Annotated in this window: 15 protein-coding genes; 14 read left to right on the forward strand and 1 reads right to left on the reverse strand. The window is 63.5% G+C overall.

Going from position 1 to position 18,788, the window contains the following annotated elements:
* The first annotated feature begins 340 nt into the window (after window positions 1-340).
* The 7 genes from urtA (at window position 341) to ACKTEK_RS08960 (ending at window position 6,954) form a co-directional block, all read left to right on the forward strand.
* On the forward strand, window positions 341-1,609 hold the full coding sequence (gene urtA / locus ACKTEK_RS08930) for an urea ABC transporter substrate-binding protein (protein ID WP_409164940.1): 1,269 nt from the start codon (window positions 341-343) through the stop codon (window positions 1,607-1,609).
* A gap of 119 nt (window positions 1,610-1,728) precedes the next feature.
* The gene (gene urtB / locus ACKTEK_RS08935; protein WP_409164941.1) at window positions 1,729-2,655 is read left to right on the forward strand and encodes an urea ABC transporter permease subunit UrtB; all 927 of its coding nucleotides are present in this window, start codon (window positions 1,729-1,731) and stop codon (window positions 2,653-2,655) included.
* A gap of 13 nt (window positions 2,656-2,668) precedes the next feature.
* Window positions 2,669-3,805, forward strand: coding sequence for an urea ABC transporter permease subunit UrtC (urtC, locus tag ACKTEK_RS08940; protein WP_409164942.1), 1,137 nt, complete (start codon window positions 2,669-2,671; stop codon window positions 3,803-3,805).
* Between the two features lie 12 nt (window positions 3,806-3,817).
* Entirely contained in the window at window positions 3,818-4,588 is a 771-nt protein-coding gene (gene urtD / locus ACKTEK_RS08945; RefSeq protein WP_409164943.1) for an urea ABC transporter ATP-binding protein UrtD, read from the forward strand.
* 9 nt (window positions 4,589-4,597) lie between these two features.
* The gene (gene urtE / locus ACKTEK_RS08950; RefSeq protein ID WP_409164944.1) at window positions 4,598-5,287 is read left to right on the forward strand and encodes an urea ABC transporter ATP-binding subunit UrtE; all 690 of its coding nucleotides are present in this window, start codon (window positions 4,598-4,600) and stop codon (window positions 5,285-5,287) included.
* 68 nt (window positions 5,288-5,355) lie between these two features.
* Window positions 5,356-6,585: a formamidase gene (fmdA, locus tag ACKTEK_RS08955; RefSeq protein ID WP_409164945.1), complete on the forward strand. Its 1,230-nt coding sequence runs from the start codon at window positions 5,356-5,358 to the stop codon at window positions 6,583-6,585.
* Window positions 6,586-6,621: 36 nt separating this feature from the next.
* On the forward strand, window positions 6,622-6,954 hold the full coding sequence (locus tag ACKTEK_RS08960; protein ID WP_409164946.1) for an FmdB family zinc ribbon protein: 333 nt from the start codon (window positions 6,622-6,624) through the stop codon (window positions 6,952-6,954).
* Between the two features lie 91 nt (window positions 6,955-7,045).
* Here ACKTEK_RS08960 and ACKTEK_RS08965 read toward each other — a convergent pair whose 3' ends face one another.
* The gene (locus ACKTEK_RS08965; RefSeq protein ID WP_409164947.1) at window positions 7,046-7,273 is read right to left on the reverse strand and encodes a hypothetical protein; all 228 of its coding nucleotides are present in this window, start codon (window positions 7,271-7,273) and stop codon (window positions 7,046-7,048) included.
* 231 nt (window positions 7,274-7,504) lie between these two features.
* Between ACKTEK_RS08965 and ACKTEK_RS08970 the strand changes: the two genes are divergently transcribed.
* The 7 genes from ACKTEK_RS08970 to ACKTEK_RS09000 all read left to right on the forward strand — a co-directional run bounded on the left by ACKTEK_RS08970 (window position 7,505) and on the right by ACKTEK_RS09000 (window position 18,783).
* Window positions 7,505-8,143 carry an exopolysaccharide biosynthesis protein gene (locus tag ACKTEK_RS08970; RefSeq protein WP_409164948.1) on the forward strand — a complete coding sequence of 213 codons (639 nt, stop codon included), beginning with the start codon at window positions 7,505-7,507 and terminating at the stop codon, window positions 8,141-8,143.
* A 189-nt stretch (window positions 8,144-8,332) separates the two neighbouring features.
* Window positions 8,333-9,391: a GDP-mannose 4,6-dehydratase gene (gene gmd, locus ACKTEK_RS08975; protein WP_409164949.1), complete on the forward strand. Its 1,059-nt coding sequence runs from the start codon at window positions 8,333-8,335 to the stop codon at window positions 9,389-9,391.
* 23 nt (window positions 9,392-9,414) lie between these two features.
* The gene (locus ACKTEK_RS08980) at window positions 9,415-10,656 is read left to right on the forward strand and encodes a hypothetical protein (protein WP_409164950.1); all 1,242 of its coding nucleotides are present in this window, start codon (window positions 9,415-9,417) and stop codon (window positions 10,654-10,656) included.
* Entirely contained in the window at window positions 10,656-11,912 is a 1,257-nt protein-coding gene (locus ACKTEK_RS08985; RefSeq protein WP_409164951.1) for a class I SAM-dependent methyltransferase, read from the forward strand. Before ACKTEK_RS08980 ends, ACKTEK_RS08985 begins: the two co-directional genes overlap by 1 nt.
* A gap of 11 nt (window positions 11,913-11,923) precedes the next feature.
* Complete coding sequence (locus ACKTEK_RS08990) at window positions 11,924-12,859, forward strand: NAD-dependent epimerase/dehydratase family protein (RefSeq protein WP_409164952.1); 936 nt, start codon at window positions 11,924-11,926, stop codon at window positions 12,857-12,859.
* A 141-nt stretch (window positions 12,860-13,000) separates the two neighbouring features.
* Window positions 13,001-16,372, forward strand: coding sequence for a DUF2126 domain-containing protein (locus ACKTEK_RS08995; protein ID WP_409164953.1), 3,372 nt, complete (start codon window positions 13,001-13,003; stop codon window positions 16,370-16,372).
* Window positions 16,373-16,377: 5 nt separating this feature from the next.
* Window positions 16,378-18,783, forward strand: coding sequence for a circularly permuted type 2 ATP-grasp protein (locus ACKTEK_RS09000; RefSeq protein ID WP_409164954.1), 2,406 nt, complete (start codon window positions 16,378-16,380; stop codon window positions 18,781-18,783).
* Window positions 18,784-18,788 lie beyond the last annotated feature (5 nt).

The following is an 18,788-nucleotide window of genomic DNA, read 5'->3' on the forward strand; positions in this document are numbered from 1 at the left end:
TGGTGCCCAGCCAGCCGGTCCGGCTCGATTCGCCGCACTCTTCGCACATGCAAAACGCGGACCAGTCCGAAGGCCGTCGGGGCAAGGGTCTCACGCCTCGCGCGGAAACAATCAGACCCACCTCGAACCGGCTGAAAACCCGCCCCAATTGCGCCAATTCCACAATTTGAGTGCGCTTTTGCAGCCATTTACCGAATGTTAAGGGGGCATTGAGTCCCGGCATATACGTCAAATGCCCCCTTGTTGCAGTGCACAACCACTGACGAAGATCGAGGCAGTTGGCAGCAAAACTGTCAGCCCGACTGACCCAGAACGCAGCAAATCCAGCGGGGCTCAAAACATGCCGAACGATCCCAAGTCACCCAACATCTACGGGTTGAACCGCCGCCAGCTTCTTGCTGGCATGTCCGCCATTCCGATCCTGGCCACGATGGGCGGTCCGCTCCGTGCGCAGGACTTCCCCACCGCCGAGGTCAACAAGACCGGCCTCGCCGTCACCGACGACAAGGTGACCGTGGGCATCCTCCACTCCATCACCGGCACCATGGCGATTTCCGAGACCGGCTCGGTGGAAGCCGAAAAGCTCGCCATCAAGCAGATCAACGAATCCGGTGGCGTGCTCGGCCGTCAGATCGACTTCATCCAGGAAGACGGTGCATCCGACTGGCCGACCTTCGCCGAGAAGGCCAAGAAGCTCCTAGTGCAGGACAAGGTCGCGTCCGTCATGGGTTGCTGGACGTCTGCCTCGCGCAAGGCGGTACTGCCGGTCTTCGAGCAGTACAACGGCATGCTCTTCTACCCGACCTTCTACGAAGGCCTCGAGGAGAGCCCGAACGTCATCTACACCGGCCAGGAAGCAACGCAGCAGATCATCGCCGGCCTCGACTGGGTGGCGAAGGAAAAGGGCGCCAAGAGCTTCTACCTGCTCGGCTCCGACTACATCTGGCCGCGCACGTCCAACAAGATCGCGCGCAAGCACATCGAGGACAAGCTTGGCCTGGAAGTGAAGGGCGAGGAGTACTACCCCCTCGGCCACACCCAGTTCAACTCGGTCATCAACAAGATCAAGCTCCGCAAGCCGGACGTGATCTACGCCATCGTCGTGGGTGGTTCGAACGTTGCCTTCTACAAGCAGCTCAAGGCTGCCGGCATCGACATGACCAAGGAAAGCCCGACGCTTCTCACCATCTCCGTGACCGAGGACGAGATCCTGGGCATCGGCGGCGAGAACATCGAAGGCGCCTATGCCTGCATGAAGTACTTCCAGTCTCTCGAGAACGAGAACAACAAGGAATTCGTGTCCGCGTTCAAGGAGATGTGGGGTGACGACAGCGTCATCGGCGACGTGACGCAGGCCGCCTATCTGGGTCCGTGGCTGTGGAAGCTCGCGGTCGAAAAGGCTGGCAGCTTCGACATCGACCCGCTGAAGATGGCCCTGCCGGGCATCGAGTTCGACAAGGCGCCGGAAGGCTACGTCCGGATCCACGAGAACCACCACTTGTGGTCGAAGACCCGCGTTGGCCGCGCCAAGGCGGATGGCCAGTACGAGGTCGTCTTCGAGACCGCGGACCTGGTCGAACCCGATCCGTTCCCGGAAGGCTACCAATAAGCCTTTCTGACGCCTGCCCCCGGCAGCTCTCCGACAACCGGGGGCAGGCATTTTTCCCGCATGAAACACCGTGGCGCCGGGGGGCGTGAACCGCCGCCCATGCGTGGAGCGAGGCAGAGATGATCGGCGACTACACCTACTATGAATTCTCATCCATCCTGGCGATGCAGGGCTTCGCGGGACTGATCCTGTTTTCGGTCTTCGTGCTGATGGCCCTCGGTCTCGCGATCATCTTCGGCCAGATGGGCGTCATCAACATGGCCCACGGCGAGTTCATGATCCTGGGCGCCTACGTCACCTATTTCACCTCCCAGTTCTTCGCAGCCTTCCTGCCCGACCTGTTCGGTGCCTACTTCTTCATTGCGATCGTCCTCGCGTTCATCGTGTCGGGGTCGCTCGGCATGCTAGTCGAATGGGGGATAATCCGGCATCTCTACAAGCGACCGCTGGACACGCTGCTCGCCACCTGGGGCCTGAGCCTCATCCTCCAGCAGTTCTACCGCTCCGTCTTCGGCGCGCGTGAAGTCGGCGTCACCCTGCCCGACTATCTCCTCGGCTCCATCTCCCTGACCGACATCATCGAGGTCCCCATCAACGGCCTCGTCGTGATGGGCCTGACCACCATCATCACAGTGGCGGTTTACGTCCTGATGTTCCGCTCGAGCTGGGGCAAGAAGGTTCGCGCCGTCATCCAGAACCGCATCATGGCGGGCGCCGTCGGCATCAACACAAAGATGGTCGACCGCATGACCTTTGGCCTTGGCTGCGGCATCGCCGGCATCGCCGGGTCGGCCTTCACGATGATCGGCTCCACCGGCCCGACCGCCGGCCAGCTCTACATCGTCGACACGTTTCTCGTCGTCGTCTTCGGCGGTGCGGCCAGCCTGCTCGGCACCATCGCATCCGCCTTCACCATCTCCCAGGCGCAATCGACCATGGAATTCTTCATGAGCGGCTCCATGGCCAAGGTGCTCACGCTGCTGACCGTGGTCGGCATCCTGATGCTGCGTCCGCAGGGCCTCTTCGCCCTCAAGATCCGCCGCTGAGGAGCATACGGACATGACCTTCCAGAACCCGTTCTTCACGCGCCGCGAATGGATCGCATTCGCACTCCTCACGGTCCTCATCGTGGTGGTCTTCCCGCTCGCGCTCGACGCCTTCCGTCTGAACCTGATCGGCAAGTACCTCACCTACGCCTTCGTCGCGCTCGGCCTGGTGCTGTGCTGGGGCTACGGCGGCATCCTCAGCCTCGGCCAGGGGGTCTTCTTCGGCCTCGGCGGCTACTGCATGGCCATGTTCCTGAAACTTGAATCCTCAAGCCCGGAGAACACGGCCATCCAGTCCACCCCCGGTATCCCGGACTTCATGGACTGGAACCAGATCACCGAGCTGCCCTTCTGGTGGGAACCCTTCAACTCGCTTGGCTTCACGATCCTCGCGGTCATCGCGGTCCCGGTCTTCTTCGCCTTCATCATCGCCTTTGCGATGTTCACCCGGCGCGTGGGCGGAGTGTATTTCGCCATCATCACCCAGGCGATCGCCGCCATCCTGACGATCCTCATCATCGGTCAGCAGGGCTATACCGGCGGCGTCAACGGCATCACCGACCTGCGCACGCTGCTAGGCTGGGACATCCGCACCGACGAGGCCAAGACGATCCTCTACTTTGTCAACGCGGCCCTTCTGCTCGGCTGCCTGCTGCTCGCCCAGCTGGTGAAGATCACCAAGTTCGGCCGACTGATGATCGCCATCCGCGACAAGGAGGACCGGGTCCGCTTCTCCGGCTACAACGTCTCCGGCTTCAAGATCTTCATCTTCTGCTTTGCAGCGGCCCTCTCGGCTGTCGGTGGGGCGATGTTCACGCTGCAGGTCGGCTTCATGTCGCCCTCCTTCGTCGGCATCGTGCCTTCCATCGAAATGGTGATCTTCGCAGCCGTCGGCGGCCGCCTGTCACTCTTCGGGGCGATCTACGGGGCGCTGATCGTCAACTACGCGAAGACCGTCTTCTCCGAGACCTTCCCGGAACTGTGGCTGTTTGCCATGGGCGGACTGTTCATCGCCGTCGTGATGCTCTTCCCCAACGGCATTGCCGGTCTCTTCCGCACCCACGTCGAACCCTTCTTCACCCGCATGTTCTCCGGCCTCGACCGGCGCCAGGCGGGAACGGGTGCGGCTGACGCTTCGCCCGCCGAATAGGAGGCTGCAACCATGTCACCCATCGCCAACCAGTCGCCCCCCAGCCATAAGGATTTCATCCTCTCGGTTGAGGCGCTCACGGTCTCCTTCGACGGCTTCAAGGCGGTCAACGACCTGTCCATCTACGTCGACGAGAACGAGATCCGCGTCATTATCGGCCCCAACGGGGCAGGCAAGACAACGGTCCTCGACCTGATCTGCGGTCGCACCAAGGCGACCTCCGGATCGATCAAGTTCCGCGACAAGGAACTGACGCACCTCAAGGAACACCAGATCGTCCACACGGGCGTCGGCCGCAAGTTCCAGAATCCGTCGATCTACGAGGAACTGACAGTCTTCGAGAACCTCGAACTGTCGTTTCCGCGCGGCAAGTCGGTGTTCGGCGCCCTCACCTTCCGCCGTGACGGCGAGGTGCGCGACCGCGTCGAGGAAATTGCCGACATGGTCTTCCTGAAGGATCACCTCAACACCGAGGCCGCGATCCTCTCCCACGGCCAGAAGCAGTGGCTGGAGATCGGCATGCTGCTGATCCAGAGCCCGGAACTCCTGATGCTGGACGAGCCGGTTGCCGGCATGAGCGTGGCGGAGCGGCTGAAGACCGCCGAATTGCTCAACACCATCATCCACAACCAGTCGGTGATCGTCATCGAGCACGACATGAAGTTCGTCGAGGACATCGCCCACCGCGTCACCGTCATGCACCAGGGAAAGGTGCTGGTCGAAGGGTCGATGGACCGCGTCAAGAACGACCCCAAGGTCGTTGAAGTCTATCTCGGTCACTAGGGGGCGAACATGCTTGCGATTGACAATCTCCACGTCGCCTACGGCGAGAGCGAAGTGATCCACGGCCTCGATTTCGAGGTCAAACCCAACGAGATCGTGGCCATCATGGGCCGCAACGGCATGGGCAAGACGACGCTCATGAAGTCGATGATGGGCATCGTCCCCACCAAGTCGGGTCATATCCGCGTCGACGATACCGACGTGACCGCCATGGAAAGCTACCAGCGCGTCGCCAATGGCATGGCCTACGTGCCGCAGGGCCGAATGATCTTCTCCACCATGACCGTGAAGGAGAACATCGAGACGGGCCTGACGGTGACCGGCGAAAGCAAGGTGCCCGACGACATATACGAGCTGTTCCCCGTGCTTCTGGAAATGAAGGACCGGCGCGGCGGCAACCTGTCAGGCGGTCAGCAGCAGCAGCTGGCCATCGCCCGCGCGCTCGCCTCCAAGCCCAAGGTTCTCCTGCTCGACGAGCCCACTGAAGGCATCCAGCCCTCCATCATCAAGGAAATGGCGCGCACCCTGTGCCGCATCCGCGACGAGAAGGGCCTCTCAATCGTGTGTTCGGAGCAGGTGCTGAGCTTCGCGCTCGACATGGCCGACCGCGTGCTGGTGATCGAGAAGGGCGAGATCGTCCACGAGAGCCCGCGCGACGGGATCGACGAAAAGAAGGTTGCCGGCTTCCTGTCCGTGTGACCGGGCGCGGCACTGACGGACAAGGCAATCCCACCAAACTTGAAGACCCTTAGAAAAGGAGCACGGACATGGCTGACACAATCATTTCGGTCGATCTCAGCGAGTCGCCGCACACCAACGAGAACATCCACAACCGCTGGCACCCGGACATTCCCATCGCCGTTTGGGTCGAGCCGGGCGACGACTTCAAGGTCGAGACCTATGACTGGACCGGCGGCCAGATCAAGAACGACGACGACGCAGCCGACGTACGCGACGTGGAACTGGAGCAGGTCCACTACCTGTCCGGCCCCATCGGCGTGAAGGGTGCCGAGCCGGGCGACTTGCTCGTCGTCGACATCCTAGACATCGGTGCCAAGGAAGAGATGCTCTGGGGCTTCAACGGCTTCTTTTCCAAGCAGAACGGCGGCGGCTTCCTGACCGAGCACTTCCCCGAGGCCCAGAAGTCGATCTGGGACATCGACGGCATGTTCACCAAGTCGCGCCACGTGCCCGGCGTGAAGTATGCCGGCCTCATCCACCCCGGCCTGATCGGGTGCCTGCCCGACCGCAAGATGCTGGACACCTGGAACGAGCGTGAAAAGAAGCTCTTCGACACCGACCCGGACCGCACGCCGCCGCTGGCAGCCCTGCCCAACACGCAGTCGGCCCACATGGGCAAGATGACGGGCGATGCCCGGGACAAGGCGGCAGCCGAAGGTGCACGCACGGTTCCCCCGCGCGAACACGGCGGCAACTGCGACATCAAGGACCTGTCGCGTGGCTCGAAGATCTACTTCCCGGTCTATGTCGAGGGTGCGGGCCTTTCCATGGGCGACCTGCACTTCAGCCAGGGCGATGGCGAAATCACCTTCTGCGGCGCCATCGAGATGGCCGGCTGGCTGCACTTGCGCGTCAGCCTGCTGAAGGGCGGCATGGAAAAGTACGGGATCAAGAATCCGATCTTCCGTCCCTCCCCGATCACGCCGAAATACGACGATTACCTCATCTTCGAGGGCATCTCGGTCGACGAATCCGGCGAGCAGCACTACCTCGACGTCCACATCGCCTACCGCCAGGCCTGCCTCAACGCCATCGAGTACCTGAAGAAGTTCGGCTATTCCGGCGCACAAGCCTACGCGATCCTCGGCACCGCGCCTTGCCAGGGGCACATCTCCGGCGTCGTCGACATTCCAAACGCCTGCGCGACGCTCTGGCTGCCGACCGACGTCTTCGAGTTCGACGTCATGCCCGGCAACGACGGTCCGACCAAGTATCTCGACGGGTCGGTCGACGTGCCGCTGGCACCCGATCTTTGATCCGCTGACGCCTGAGACACAGCAAGGAACAACGCGATGCCCTACTACGACTATGAATGCGGAACCTGCGGCCCCTTCACCGAGATCCGGCCGATGGCCCAGTCCGATGAAACCTGCGACTGTCCCGATTGTGGCGGGGCATCGCCGCGAGCCATCCTGCGGGCGCCCAACTTCGCCCTGATGGACGGCGCGGTCCGCACCGCCCATGCCACCAACGAGAAGTCGCAGCACGCGCCCTCCTCGTCCAAGGCGACCGGTCACGGCTCGGGCTGCTCATGCTGTTCGGGAACGAAGAAGTCCAAGGCCGTCTACCGCCCGGACGGATCGAAGACATTTCCCTCAAACCGCCCCTGGCAGATCAACCACTAGCCCAGAGCCGGCCGAGCAAAAAAATGGCGCCGGAGAGGTCAGCCCTCCGGCGCCAGTTCTGTCTTCAATGCAATGAACTACGACGAGTGATTCACGACTTGTCGCGGGCGCCCTTGTTCAGGTCTTCTTCCGCCCGGTAATCCTTGTCGAGCTTCTTGAAGCTCTCCACGACGCCGTCCGTCTCGACCTTGGCCTCGGCCTGCTCCTGCCGCTGGTTGCGAACATTGTACTGGTCGTCGCCCTGCAGCTTGTTGCGGCCCATCTTGTCGGACGCCAGATCGATCTCGCGAACCTTGCTTGCGCTTGCCTTGTCGGTCATCGGCTGATCCTCTCTGCGTGCTGAAAATGTGTGTCTGGAGCGGGTGTCCAGTGAACGGGCGCAATGCGGTGCGCCAACGTTCACGGTGCTTTCTGACCAACGCAAGCAGCCGGTCACGGTTCCATGGGGAACGCGTCCGCCGACCTCGCGTTGATCTGTCTGGCAGGCGAAATTCCGCCTGCCGCCAACGTCGACCCGGAGACTGTCCTGATCCCCACAACGCCATATCGCGTGTCAGCCGCGCGGCGCGCGGAACCGCACGCGCGCGAGAGTCAGCCCCCTGCTGCACCACGCGAGGGCGAGGAAATCTACGACACGCTCGGAACCCTCGAGAGCCTGGGCGGCGACGGCGACGTCAGCCTCGCTGACATATTCGATGCGCTCGGGCACTCGACTTTAGCGCCCTTGCTTCTGGTCCCTGCCCTCATCGTCGTGACGCCGCTCAGCGGCATTCCCGGCCTGTCCAGCATGATCGGCATCATCATCGCTTTGGTGTCTGTGCAGATGCTGTTCGGGCGCAATCACCTCTGGCTGCCGAACTTGCTGCTCAGGAAGGATGTCGATGCGGCCCGGATGCAGCGCTGGGTGAAGCGGCTGCACACACCGGCGCGCTGGATCGACGCCGTCACGCGCAAACGCCTGACATGGCTACTCGTCCCGCCTTTCGTTTCCGTCGTCCACCTGCTGTGCCTGGCATGCGGTTTGGCCATGCCGATGATGGAGTTCGTACCGTTTTCATCCTCTATACTGGGCTTCGTGGTCTTGCTCGTCGCAGTCGGATTGATCGCAAGAGACGGACTTTGGGTCTTCGGATCGCTTGCAGTCTTGGGCGGCGGCGTATTCGCGCTTGCGCGCGTGTTCTTCACCTAGGTGCGAGCGCGCGTCCGACTGCGTACCGTTCGCCGGCATCTTTCCGCCACCTTGCGTGTGATTTGTTATTGTGGCCGCCGCGAAAGTTTTCCAGAACAGGGCAGACGCCAGCACCAAATCGGCGGCCAGCTAAGCGATACTGTTCCCGCCGTGTCGTTAGCCGCGGATCAACCCGGAGACGGCAAGACGTTGACCAAGACTGCACTCATCACCGGGATTACCGGTCAGGACGGCGCGTATCTGGCCGAGCTGCTGCTCTCAAAAGGCTATGTCGTCTTCGGTATCAAGCGGCGCGCATCGTCGTTCAACACGATGCGGGTAGATCATCTGTACCAGGACCCGCGTGATCCGAACTCGAGGTTCTTCATCGAGTACGGCGACCTCACCGACAGCACCAACCTGATCCGGTTGATGCAACAGATACGGCCGACCGAGATCTACAATCTCGCAGCTCAGAGCCATGTCGCAGTCAGTTTCGAGAGCCCGGAATACACGGCAAACTCCGATGCGCTCGGCGTGCTGCGCCTGCTCGATGCGATCCGGATTCTCGGCATGGAAAAGCAGACGCGCTTTTACCAGGCCTCGACATCCGAGCTCTACGGCATGGTTCAGGAAGTGCCGCAGACCGAGACGACCCCATTCTATCCGCGCAGCCCGTACGGCGTTGCGAAGCTCTACGGTTACTGGATCACGGTGAACTACCGTGAGGCCTATGGCATCCACGCCTCCAACGGCATCCTGTTCAACCACGAAAGCCCCAGGCGCGGCGAAACCTTCGTCACGCGCAAAATCACGCGCGCCGTCTCGCGCATCGAAGCCGGGCTGGACGATTGCCTCTATGTCGGCAATCTCGACGCCGAGCGCGATTGGGGCCACGCCCGCGATTACGTCCAGGCGATGTGGATGATGCTCCAGCAGGAAGAGCCGGACGACTACGTCATCGCGACCGGTGTGACCCATTCGGTACGCCAGTTCATCGAGGCAGCCTGCCGGCATGTCGGCCGCACGATCGAATGGCATGGCCAGGGCGTTCACGAGGTCGGTATCGACAAGAAGAGCGGTGACGCGCTGATCCGGATCGACCCGCGCTATTTCCGTCCGACCGAAGTCGACCAACTCATCGGTGACGCGAGCAAGGCGCACAAGGTTCTCGGGTGGAAGCCCGACACCGATTTCCAGAGTCTCGTGACCGAGATGATGGAAGCCGATCTTGCAATCGCGCGAGAGGAGGCCGCCCGCGCAGGCTGAGCGCCGGTGCAAGAACCCAAACCATGCGCAAGATCCTCATTTTTGATCCCGCCGGCCGCCAAATGCGCGGCCACCAGTACGCGATCAGCAAATCGCTCACCGAAGACCTATCTTCCCACGAGATCACCGTGGTGATGCACCCGCACGCAGACCCCGGCGCGGTGTTCGCGCCGAACGTGCGCCGCATCGGCTGGCCGCGCACGCGCAGTCTCAGGGAAATTCTTTTCGGATCGGCGAAGGGGCCTGGGGCCATCGCGGAGCGGGAGAAGCGCGACCGCGCGACGCTCGCCCGTATCGTTGCCGATTGCGGGCTCGGAGCCGGCGACATCATCATCTTCCACACGGCCACCGGCGCACGCGTGCGCGCGCTGTGCTCCGTCATTGCCGACATGCCTGAAGACCAGCGGCCATCGGCCCATATCCGGTTTCTCACCCTCGACCAGGCGATGGATGGTACCGGCAGCGAAGAGGGCCTGCGGGAAACTGGGCGCATCATCAAGGCGTTGCCACAGGCTCACGCCTACTCCGAGAACATCGAGATGACGCAGCACTTCATGGCCGTATACGGTTTTGAAGACATGCGTCCCTGGCTCATTCGCATGACGGATCTCCAGACCGGCGACGTGCCGGAGGCCGGTGACCCGAAGGCGGAATATGTCGTCGGCTTCCTCGCATCTCAAAGGAGCGAGCAAGGCCCAGACAAGCTGGAAGCGATCATCCTGGCGTCCGCCGACCTGGTGCGGCGAGGCGAGATGCCGCCGACCCGGTTTATCGTCCGGACCGTCCCGGTTCCGCCCATTCACCGCCGGCGCAAGCACCCGGTCGTGAACCTGTCCGACGACCTCGATGAGCGCCTCGCCGGCAGCGGCGTGACAATCGAGCGCATCGAGGGAAGTCTGAGCAGTGACGCGTACACGACGCTCGTACAGCGTTCCCATGTCCTGGCCGCGCCCTATGATGGAAAGGCCTACTGGCTGCGCAGCACCGGCCTGCTGATTGACGGCGTCAATGTGGGCCGACCGATCGTGCTGACGCCAGGCATCGCCATGGGCGACTGGCAGGACCGGCTCAGCGCCCCGCGCCCCGAAACGATCGATGGCTTCGCGCAGGCACTTGCCGACGTCGCCAACAATTATCCGCGCTACGCGGCGCTGGCGAAGGCCGCCCGCGAAGATATGAACACCGAGATGGACACGGTCCTGAAAGACTATCTCGGCCTTGCCGACCACGAGGTCGCGCAACGAAACAAACCCGGAGCCGCCTGATGACCAGCCCAACCTGCATGAACTGCCGCGGCTCGTCCGTGGAAACGTTCATCGACCTTGGCAGGCAACCCAACGGGAACCTGTTCCTGCCCGAATCCGAGCTCGCCAACGAGCCGACATTCCCGCTCGAGATGGCTGTCTGCACCGATTGCTGGCAGGTCCAGATCGCGGAATTTCCCTCGCAGGAATTCCTGTTCTCCGACCACCCCTACCTGACCGGCGTGAACAAACCAGTGGTCGAGCATTTCAATGCGCTTGCGCCGCACATCGCAGCAAAACTGGGGCTTGGCCCCGGCGATCTCGTGCTGGATATCGGCTGCAACGACGGCACCTTCCTCGACGCCTTCCGCACTGCCGACATCGACACGCTAGGCATCGATCCGGGTGAGCGCGTCGTTGGTCGCGCCCGCGACAAGGGGCACGAGGTCATACGCGGCTTCTTCAACGAGCAGTCGGCGCGCAAGATCAGGGATGCGGGCCACGCCCCGAAACTGATTACTGCGGCGGCCGTGTTCTATCACGTACCTGACCTGCACGATTTCATCTCCGGCCTCGACGTGCTGATGGATGACCGGACCGTCTTCGTCGCCCAGTGCGTCAGCATGCGCGACCTGATGGAGAAGCTGGAATTCGACCACTTCTACCACGAGCATTCCTGCATCCACTCGGTTGGCGCGCTGCACCGGCTGTTTGCACAGCACGGAATGCGCCTGCTTGACGTGGAACACTACGATATCCACGGCGGCTCGTTCGTCGCCTACGTGGTCCGTGATGGCTTCGACAAGCAGACCGCCCCTACCGTCGAAGAGGCAATGGCGAAGGAACGCGCCGACGGGCTGGAGAGCATCGAGGCCTACCATGCCTTCGCGCGCGACGTGCGCTCCAACATGGATGAGTTGAAAGCCCAGCTTGAACGCATCAAGGCCGAGGGCCGCACCGTCTATGGCCTAGGCGCCCCGCTGAAGGGCTCGACACTGCTCAATTACGCCGATATCGGGCCGGACCTCGTGGAGGTCCTCACTGAAGTGAACCCCTACAAGATCGACCTGCTGTCTCCCGGAACGCATATCCCGGTGGTGGACGAGTCAAAGCTTGAAAAGCAGCCGGACTATTACCTCGTTCTGGCATGGAACTTCGCACCGTTCCTCGTCCAGAAATACGCCGACTACCTCGAAACCGGCGGCAAGTTCATCGTGCCGGTTCCGCGCACGCGCATCGTCGGTGCGGAAGCCGTCGCGGGAGGGTTCAAGCTGTGAGCGCGCCGACCATGAAAAACGTGATCGTGACCGGCGGCACCGGCTTCGTCGGCAGCAGGCTTGCCGAGATCATCCGCAGGCGTTTCGGCCCGGACGTCACGGTTCACGCGCTCGGCTCCAGGGATGTCGACCTGGCCTCGCGCGATGACACGTTTGCGTGGTTTGAAAGCCGCCCCTGGCGGGAAGACTGCGATCACATCATCCATCTCGCCGCCCTCTACAAGGCGGGCGACTGGCCGGTGACGCACCCCGCCACGCAGTTCTTCGTCAACATGTCGATCAACGTGAACGTGCTGGAGGCGTGGAACCGCTTCATGCCGCAGGCCAAGATGACGTCGATCCTGTCCTACTGCATGTATCCCTCGCACTCCGATCCGCACCCCGAGAGCGAGCTCTACGGCACGGAGCCGGAGGATTACCTCTTCGCCTATGCCCTGACCAAGAAGGCGATGATGATCGGTCAGCGCGCCTACAAAGTCGAGCACGACGCCAATACCACCAGTGTCATCCTGCCCACCATCTATGGCCCCGGCGACAGTTTCGCCGAGGACAGCCACGTCATGGGGGCGCTCGTCGGCAAGTTCGTGCGCGCGGCCAAGTGCGGCACGCCTCAGGTCGAAGTCTGGGGCGACGGTAACCAGGAGCGAGAGTTCCTCTATGTGGACGATGCAGCCGACGGGATCATCGCCGCGGCGCTGCATTCCAGCGAACCCGTCCTCAATCTTGGCACCGGCAAATCCGATGCCATCGGTGATATTGCCCGCGAGATCGCGAAGGCTTCCGGTTTTGAAGGTAAGCTTGTCTTCAACGAGAACCGCTTCGTCGGCGTCAGCAAGCGCATGCTGGACGTGACGAAGGTGAAGGACGTTCTCGGCTGGTCGGCTGCGACGCCGATCGCGGAAGGCATAGCGCGCACCTGCCGGTGGTATGCCGGCACGCTCGACTGAGGCGGCGCGCACCCCCTGCAAGACCTTGTGCGACCCGCACAATGCGGCCTCCGCGCTTGCACCGCGCCCGGCGGACCCTATGCTGCAAGGCACAGTTCTGCGCGCCCGTTCGGGCTGAAATCCGCAAACCGAAGGTCATTCATGTCAATCCAGGCGGCTGTCTATCACCTCACCCACTACAAGTACGATCGTCCGGTCACGCTGGGCCCGCAGATCATCCGGCTGAGACCCGCGCCCCACAGCCGTACGCGGGTGATTTCTCACTCGCTGAAGGTCGGCCCGACACCAAACTTCGTGAATCACCAGCAGGACCCCTACGGCAACTGGATGGCGCGCTTCGTGTTTCCCGAGCCAGTGCGTGAATTCAAGATCGAGGTCGACCTCGTCGCGGACATGGCGGTCTACAACCCGTTCGACTTCTTCACGGAGGAAAGTGCGGAGAAATGGCCGTTTGAGTACTCGGAAGACATACTCGAAGATCTCGTAATATACCGTACGCCTGAACCCGCCGGCCCGCTGCTGCAGGCCTTCCTCGACACCGTCCCGCGCGAAACGACGGGAACCGTTGATTTCGTCGTTGAGCTGAACGCCCGCCTCCAGAGCGAGATCGGCTACCTGATCCGCATGGAACCGGGCGTACAAACGCCGGAAGAAACGCTGTCGAACAAGTCCGGCTCCTGCCGCGACACCAGCTGGCTGCTGGTGCAGGTGCTGCGCAATCTCGGCTTTGCCGCGCGCTTCGTCTCAGGCTATCTCATCCAGTTGAAGCCGGACCTCGTCTCGCTCGACGGCCCTGCCGGCACCGACCACGACTTCACCGACCTGCACGCATGGTGCGAGGTCTACATCCCCGGCGCGGGCTGGATCGGCCTCGACCCGACCTCCGGTCTGCTGACGGGCGAAAGCCACATCCCGCTGGCTGCAACCCCGCATTTCCGCAATGCCGCGCCAGTGTCCGGTCTGGCGACCGCGGCGGAGGTCGAATTCAACTTCCACATGGAGGTGAACCGCGTTGCTGAGCATCCGCGCATCACCAAGCCGTTCTCTGATGAGAGCTGGACGCGGCTCAACGTACTCGGGCGCAAAGTCGATGAATCACTGGAAGCCGGCGACGTGCGGCTGACTATGGGTGGCGAGCCGACCTTCGTTTCCATCGATGACTTTGAATCGGGTGAATGGAACACAGACGCCGTTGGCCCCACCAAGCGCGGCATCGCGGACGAACTGATCCGCCGCCTGCGCGAGCGGTTCGCCCCCGGCGGCTTCCTGCACTACGGGCAAGGCAAGTGGTATCCGGGCGAATCCCTGCCGCGCTGGACGTTCTCCCTGTTCTGGCGCAAGGACGGAAAGCCGATCTGGAAGAACCCCGACCTGATCGCCACCGAGGATGCCGACCACAAGCCGACGCCCGACGACGCAGCAGCCCTCCTGAAGGCCGTCGCGCGGCGCATCGCGGTGTCCTCCGAAAACGTGTCGCCGGCCTACGAGGACCCGGCCGAATGGCTGCTGGAAGAAGCGAGCCTGCCGGAGAACGTGACGCCGGAAAATTCCGAGCTGCGCGACCCGGAAGCCCGCGCCCGCATGGCGCGCGTCTTCGAACGCGGCCTGACCGAACCTTCGGGCTACGTCCTGCCGGTGCAGCGCTGGCAGTCGAAGGCGACCAAGTCGCGCTGGCTTTCGGAAGTCTGGACGACGCGGCGCGGCAAGCTGTTCCTCGTGCCCGGCGACAGCCCGGTGGGCTACCGGTTGCCGCTGGAGGCCCTGCCCCACATTCCGAAGACCGAATTTCCCTACGTGAACATCGCCGACCCCACGGTGCCGCGCGCGCCCTTGCCGGAATTTGGCGACAATGGCGCGCCGCTTGACCAGCCGGAGGCGGACGCGAAAACGGAGCCGGAGGTCAGCCCCGGCCACACGCAGGAAGTCGCATCCTTCCAGGGCATCGAGGCCGGGCAGAATGTCGTTGAACAGAAGGCCAGCAAGTCGAACGAGCACGTGCGCACCGCGCTGGCCATCGAGCCGCGTGACGGCCGCCTTTGCGTGTTCATGCCGCCGGTCGAGAAGCTCGAGGACTATCTCGAACTGCTCGCAGCCGTCGAAGCCTCGGCGGCTGAACTGAACCTGCCCGTCCACATCGAGGGATATGCCCCGCCGACCGATCCGCGCGTCAACGTCATCCGCGTCGCGCCCGACCCCGGCGTCATCGAGGTGAACATCCATCCCGCCTCCAACTGGGACGAATGCGTCGCGACGACCGAGATCGTCTACGAGGAAGCCCGCCAGACGCGGCTCGGCGCGGACAAGTTCATGATCGACGGCCGTCATTGCGGCACCGGCGGCGGCAACCACGTGGTCGTGGGGTCATCCACGCCGCTCGACAGCCCCTTCCTGCGCCGTCCCGATCTGCTCAAGAGCATCATCCTCTACTGGCAGCGCCATCCAAGCCTATCCTACCTGTTCTCCGGGCTGTTCATCGGACCGACGAGCCAGGCTCCCCGCATCGACGAGGCGCGTCACGACAGCCTGTACGAACTCGAAATCGCGCTCGCCAACATTCCCGCCCCCGGCGAGGCGCCCCCGCTCCAGCCGTGGCTGGTCGACCGGCTGCTGCGCAACATTCTCATCGACGTGACGGGCAACACGCACCGCGCCGAGATCTGCATCGACAAGCTGTATTCCCCCGATGGCCCGACCGGCCGACTGGGCCTCGTTGAATTTCGCGGTTTCGAGATGCCGCCCGACCCCAAGATGAATGCCGCGCAGCAGCTTCTCATCCGCGCGCTGATCGCCCGCATGTGGCATTCCCCGATCACCGGCGACCCGGTGCGCTGGGGCACCCGACTGCATGACCGCTTCATGCTGCCGCACATCATCTGGGAGGACTTCCGCGACGTCCTCTCCGATCTCGCAGCCCACGGCTTCGACCTCGACCCGGAATGGTTCGAGGCACAAGCGGAGTTCCGCTTTCCCTTCTGCGGCGAGGTGGAATACGAGGGCGCGAAGCTGGAACTGCGGCAGGCGCTGGAGCCGTGGCACGTGCTGGGTGAAACCGGCGCAATCGGCGGCACGGTTCGCTACACCGACAGTTCCGTCGAACGCCTGCAGGTGAAGCTGCAATCCGATACGCCGGAACGCTACGCGGTGTCGTGTAACGGTGTGCGCGTGCCGCTACACGCAACCCGCGAGGGCGGTACCCAGATCGCCGGCGTACGCTACAAGGCGTGGCAGCCGGCGCTGGCACTGCACCCGACGCTACCCGTCGATGCACCGCTGACCTTCGACGTGTTCGACACGTGGAGCGGACGCCCGCTCGGCGGCTGCATCTACCATGTCGCCCATCCCGGCGGGCGCAACTACGACACCTTCCCCGTCAACGGCAACGAGGCGCAGGCCCGCCGCCTTGCACGGTTCGAGTCGCACGGCCATACTCCCGGCGGGCGCGCGCCGCATCCGGACGCGTCGCATCCGGAATTCCCGATGACACTCGACCTCCGGCGATCCGCGGTTCGATAGAAGACATGCCGTTTCAAGGCGAAGCAAACGCCAGCAACACCCTGTCAGCCCTGCTGGCAGGCTACCGTCCCCTGCCCGGTGTTCCAGATGAACTGCTGGCAGCCGACGGCACGCTTCGCCCTGTCTGGCGCGACCTCGCCCACGTCATCGCCTCCATGTCGCCGGAAGAACTCGCCGCCCGCCGCGCGCGCGGCGACCAGTACCTGCGCGATGCCGGCGTCTTCTATCGCAAGTACGATTCCCGCCAGGGTGCCGACCGCGACTGGCCGCTGTCGCACATGCCCGTCCTCATCGACGAGGACGAATGGTCCGGCATCGCGCTGGGGCTGATGCAACGCGCCGATATCCTCGAACGCTTCGTGCGCGATCTCTACGGCGACAACCGCCTCGTAGCCGATGGCCACTTGCCCGCCTCGCTCGTTGCCGGAAACCCGGAATGGCTGCGCCCGATGGTCGGCGTCGAGCCGCGCGGCGGACACTTCCTCCACCACATCGCCTTCGACATCGCGCGCGGGCCGGAAGGCAACTGGTGGGTGCTGTGCGACCGAACGCAGGCCCCGTCCGGCGCGGGCTTTGCGCTGGAAAACCGCATTGCCACCACGCGCGTCTTCACCGAGCACTATTCCAACCACAACGTGAAGCGTCTTGCCGGCTTCTTCCGCACCTTCAAGGAATCGCTCGTCGGCATGCGCGAAGGCGATGACAGCCGCCCCGCCATCCTCACGCCCGGCCCGATGAACGAGACGTTCTACGAGCACGCCTACGTGGCGCGCTATCTCGGCTTCATGCTGCTGGAGGGCGAAGACCTGACCGTCCATGGCGGCCGCCTGATGGTGCGCACCATCGCCGGCCTGAAGCCCATTTCCGTGCTCTGGCGCAGGCTGGATGCAAACTGGTCCGACCCGCTGGAGCTTGAAGAGTCCTCGCATATCGGCACCCCTGGCCTGATGGGAACGGTTCGCAACGGCAACCTGACGATGATCAACGCGCTCGGCAGCGGCGTGCTGGAAACCCGCGCCTTCCTCGCCTTCCTGCCGCGCATCGCCGAGAAGCTGACCGGCGAACCGCTGAAGATGCCCTCCATTGCCACATGGTGGTGTGGCCACGAGAGCGAGCGGCGATACGTGTCCGCCAATGCAGAGCGCATGACGATCGGCGATGCCTTCTCCACCCGCATGGTGTTCGACCACGCCGACCTTTCCGCCGTTGCCGGGCGTCTCAGCACCGGCAGCCTCGAACCGGTCGATGAGTGGATCGAGGCGAACGCCGGAAACCTCGTCGGGCAGGAACTCGTTGACCTCTCCACCACCCCGGCCTTCGGCGAAAACGGCCTTGAACCGCGCCCCATGAGCCTGCGCGTGTTCCTCGCTCGCACGCCGGACGGCTGGTCCGTGATGCCGGGCGGCTTTGCCCGCATCGCGAGCGGGTCCGGTCAGCCGGCGCTCGCCATGCAGGAAGGCAGCTCGACAGCCGACGTGTGGGTCGTCTCGCGCTCACCGGTGCAGCCGGAAACCATGCTGAGCCTGCACACCTCCGGCGCCGTCACGCCCAGCCCCGGCACGCTGCCGAGCCGTGCCGCCGAAAACCTGTACTGGCTCGGGCGCTACGTGGAGCGCTGCGAAAGCGCGACCCGTCTGCTGCGCGCCTGGCATGTGCGACTCGCCGACATGGCCCCGGCGAAAGCGCCCTTGCTGGAATATGTGCGCGACCATCTCGAGGCCTTCGATATCGATCCGCGCGAGGACCTGTCGCAAGGTCTCGGACCCATCGTGCAGGCGGCAACCACGGCTGCCGGCCACGTACGCGACCGGCTGTCCGCAGATGGCTGGCTCGCGCTGGACGACCTGCAACGTACCGTGAATCAACTGGCAAGCCAGGCCAGCGCCGGCGAGGACGCCGTTCATGCCGCAAATGTGTTGCTGCGAAAGATTTCAGGCTTCTCGGGCCTCGTGCACGAGAACATGTACCGCTTTGCAGGCTGGCGTTTCCTGTCCATAGGACGTTCGATAGAGCGCGCGATGGTCCTGTCGGGTTTGCTGGCACACCTGCTGCGCAAGGACGCACCAGATGGCAGCCTCGACCTGGCGGTGGAAACAGCGGACAGCTTCATGACCTTCCGCCGCCGCTATCCGGTATCATCCAACATGGCGGCTGTCGCAGACCTGTTGGCCCTCGACCCGCAGAACCCGCGCGCCGTCCTCTACCAGTTGCACGAGATCGACGAGCACATCTCCGAGCTGCCGGGTTCCGGCCGTCACGGTCGCCTGTCGCGGCTGCAGCGCGCCGTGCTGGACGTGCGCTCCAACCTTGAACTGCGCACGCCCGAGACGGTGGACGCGGAAGCGCTCGCCTTGGTTGGCCGCAAGATCGCGAAGCTGTCCGACATGCTCGCTGCAGACTATTTCCGCTGAGGACG

This window comes from Tepidamorphus sp. 3E244 (assembly GCF_046159835.1).
Taxonomy (GTDB): Bacteria; Pseudomonadota; Alphaproteobacteria; order Rhizobiales; family Tepidamorphaceae; genus JACKJK01.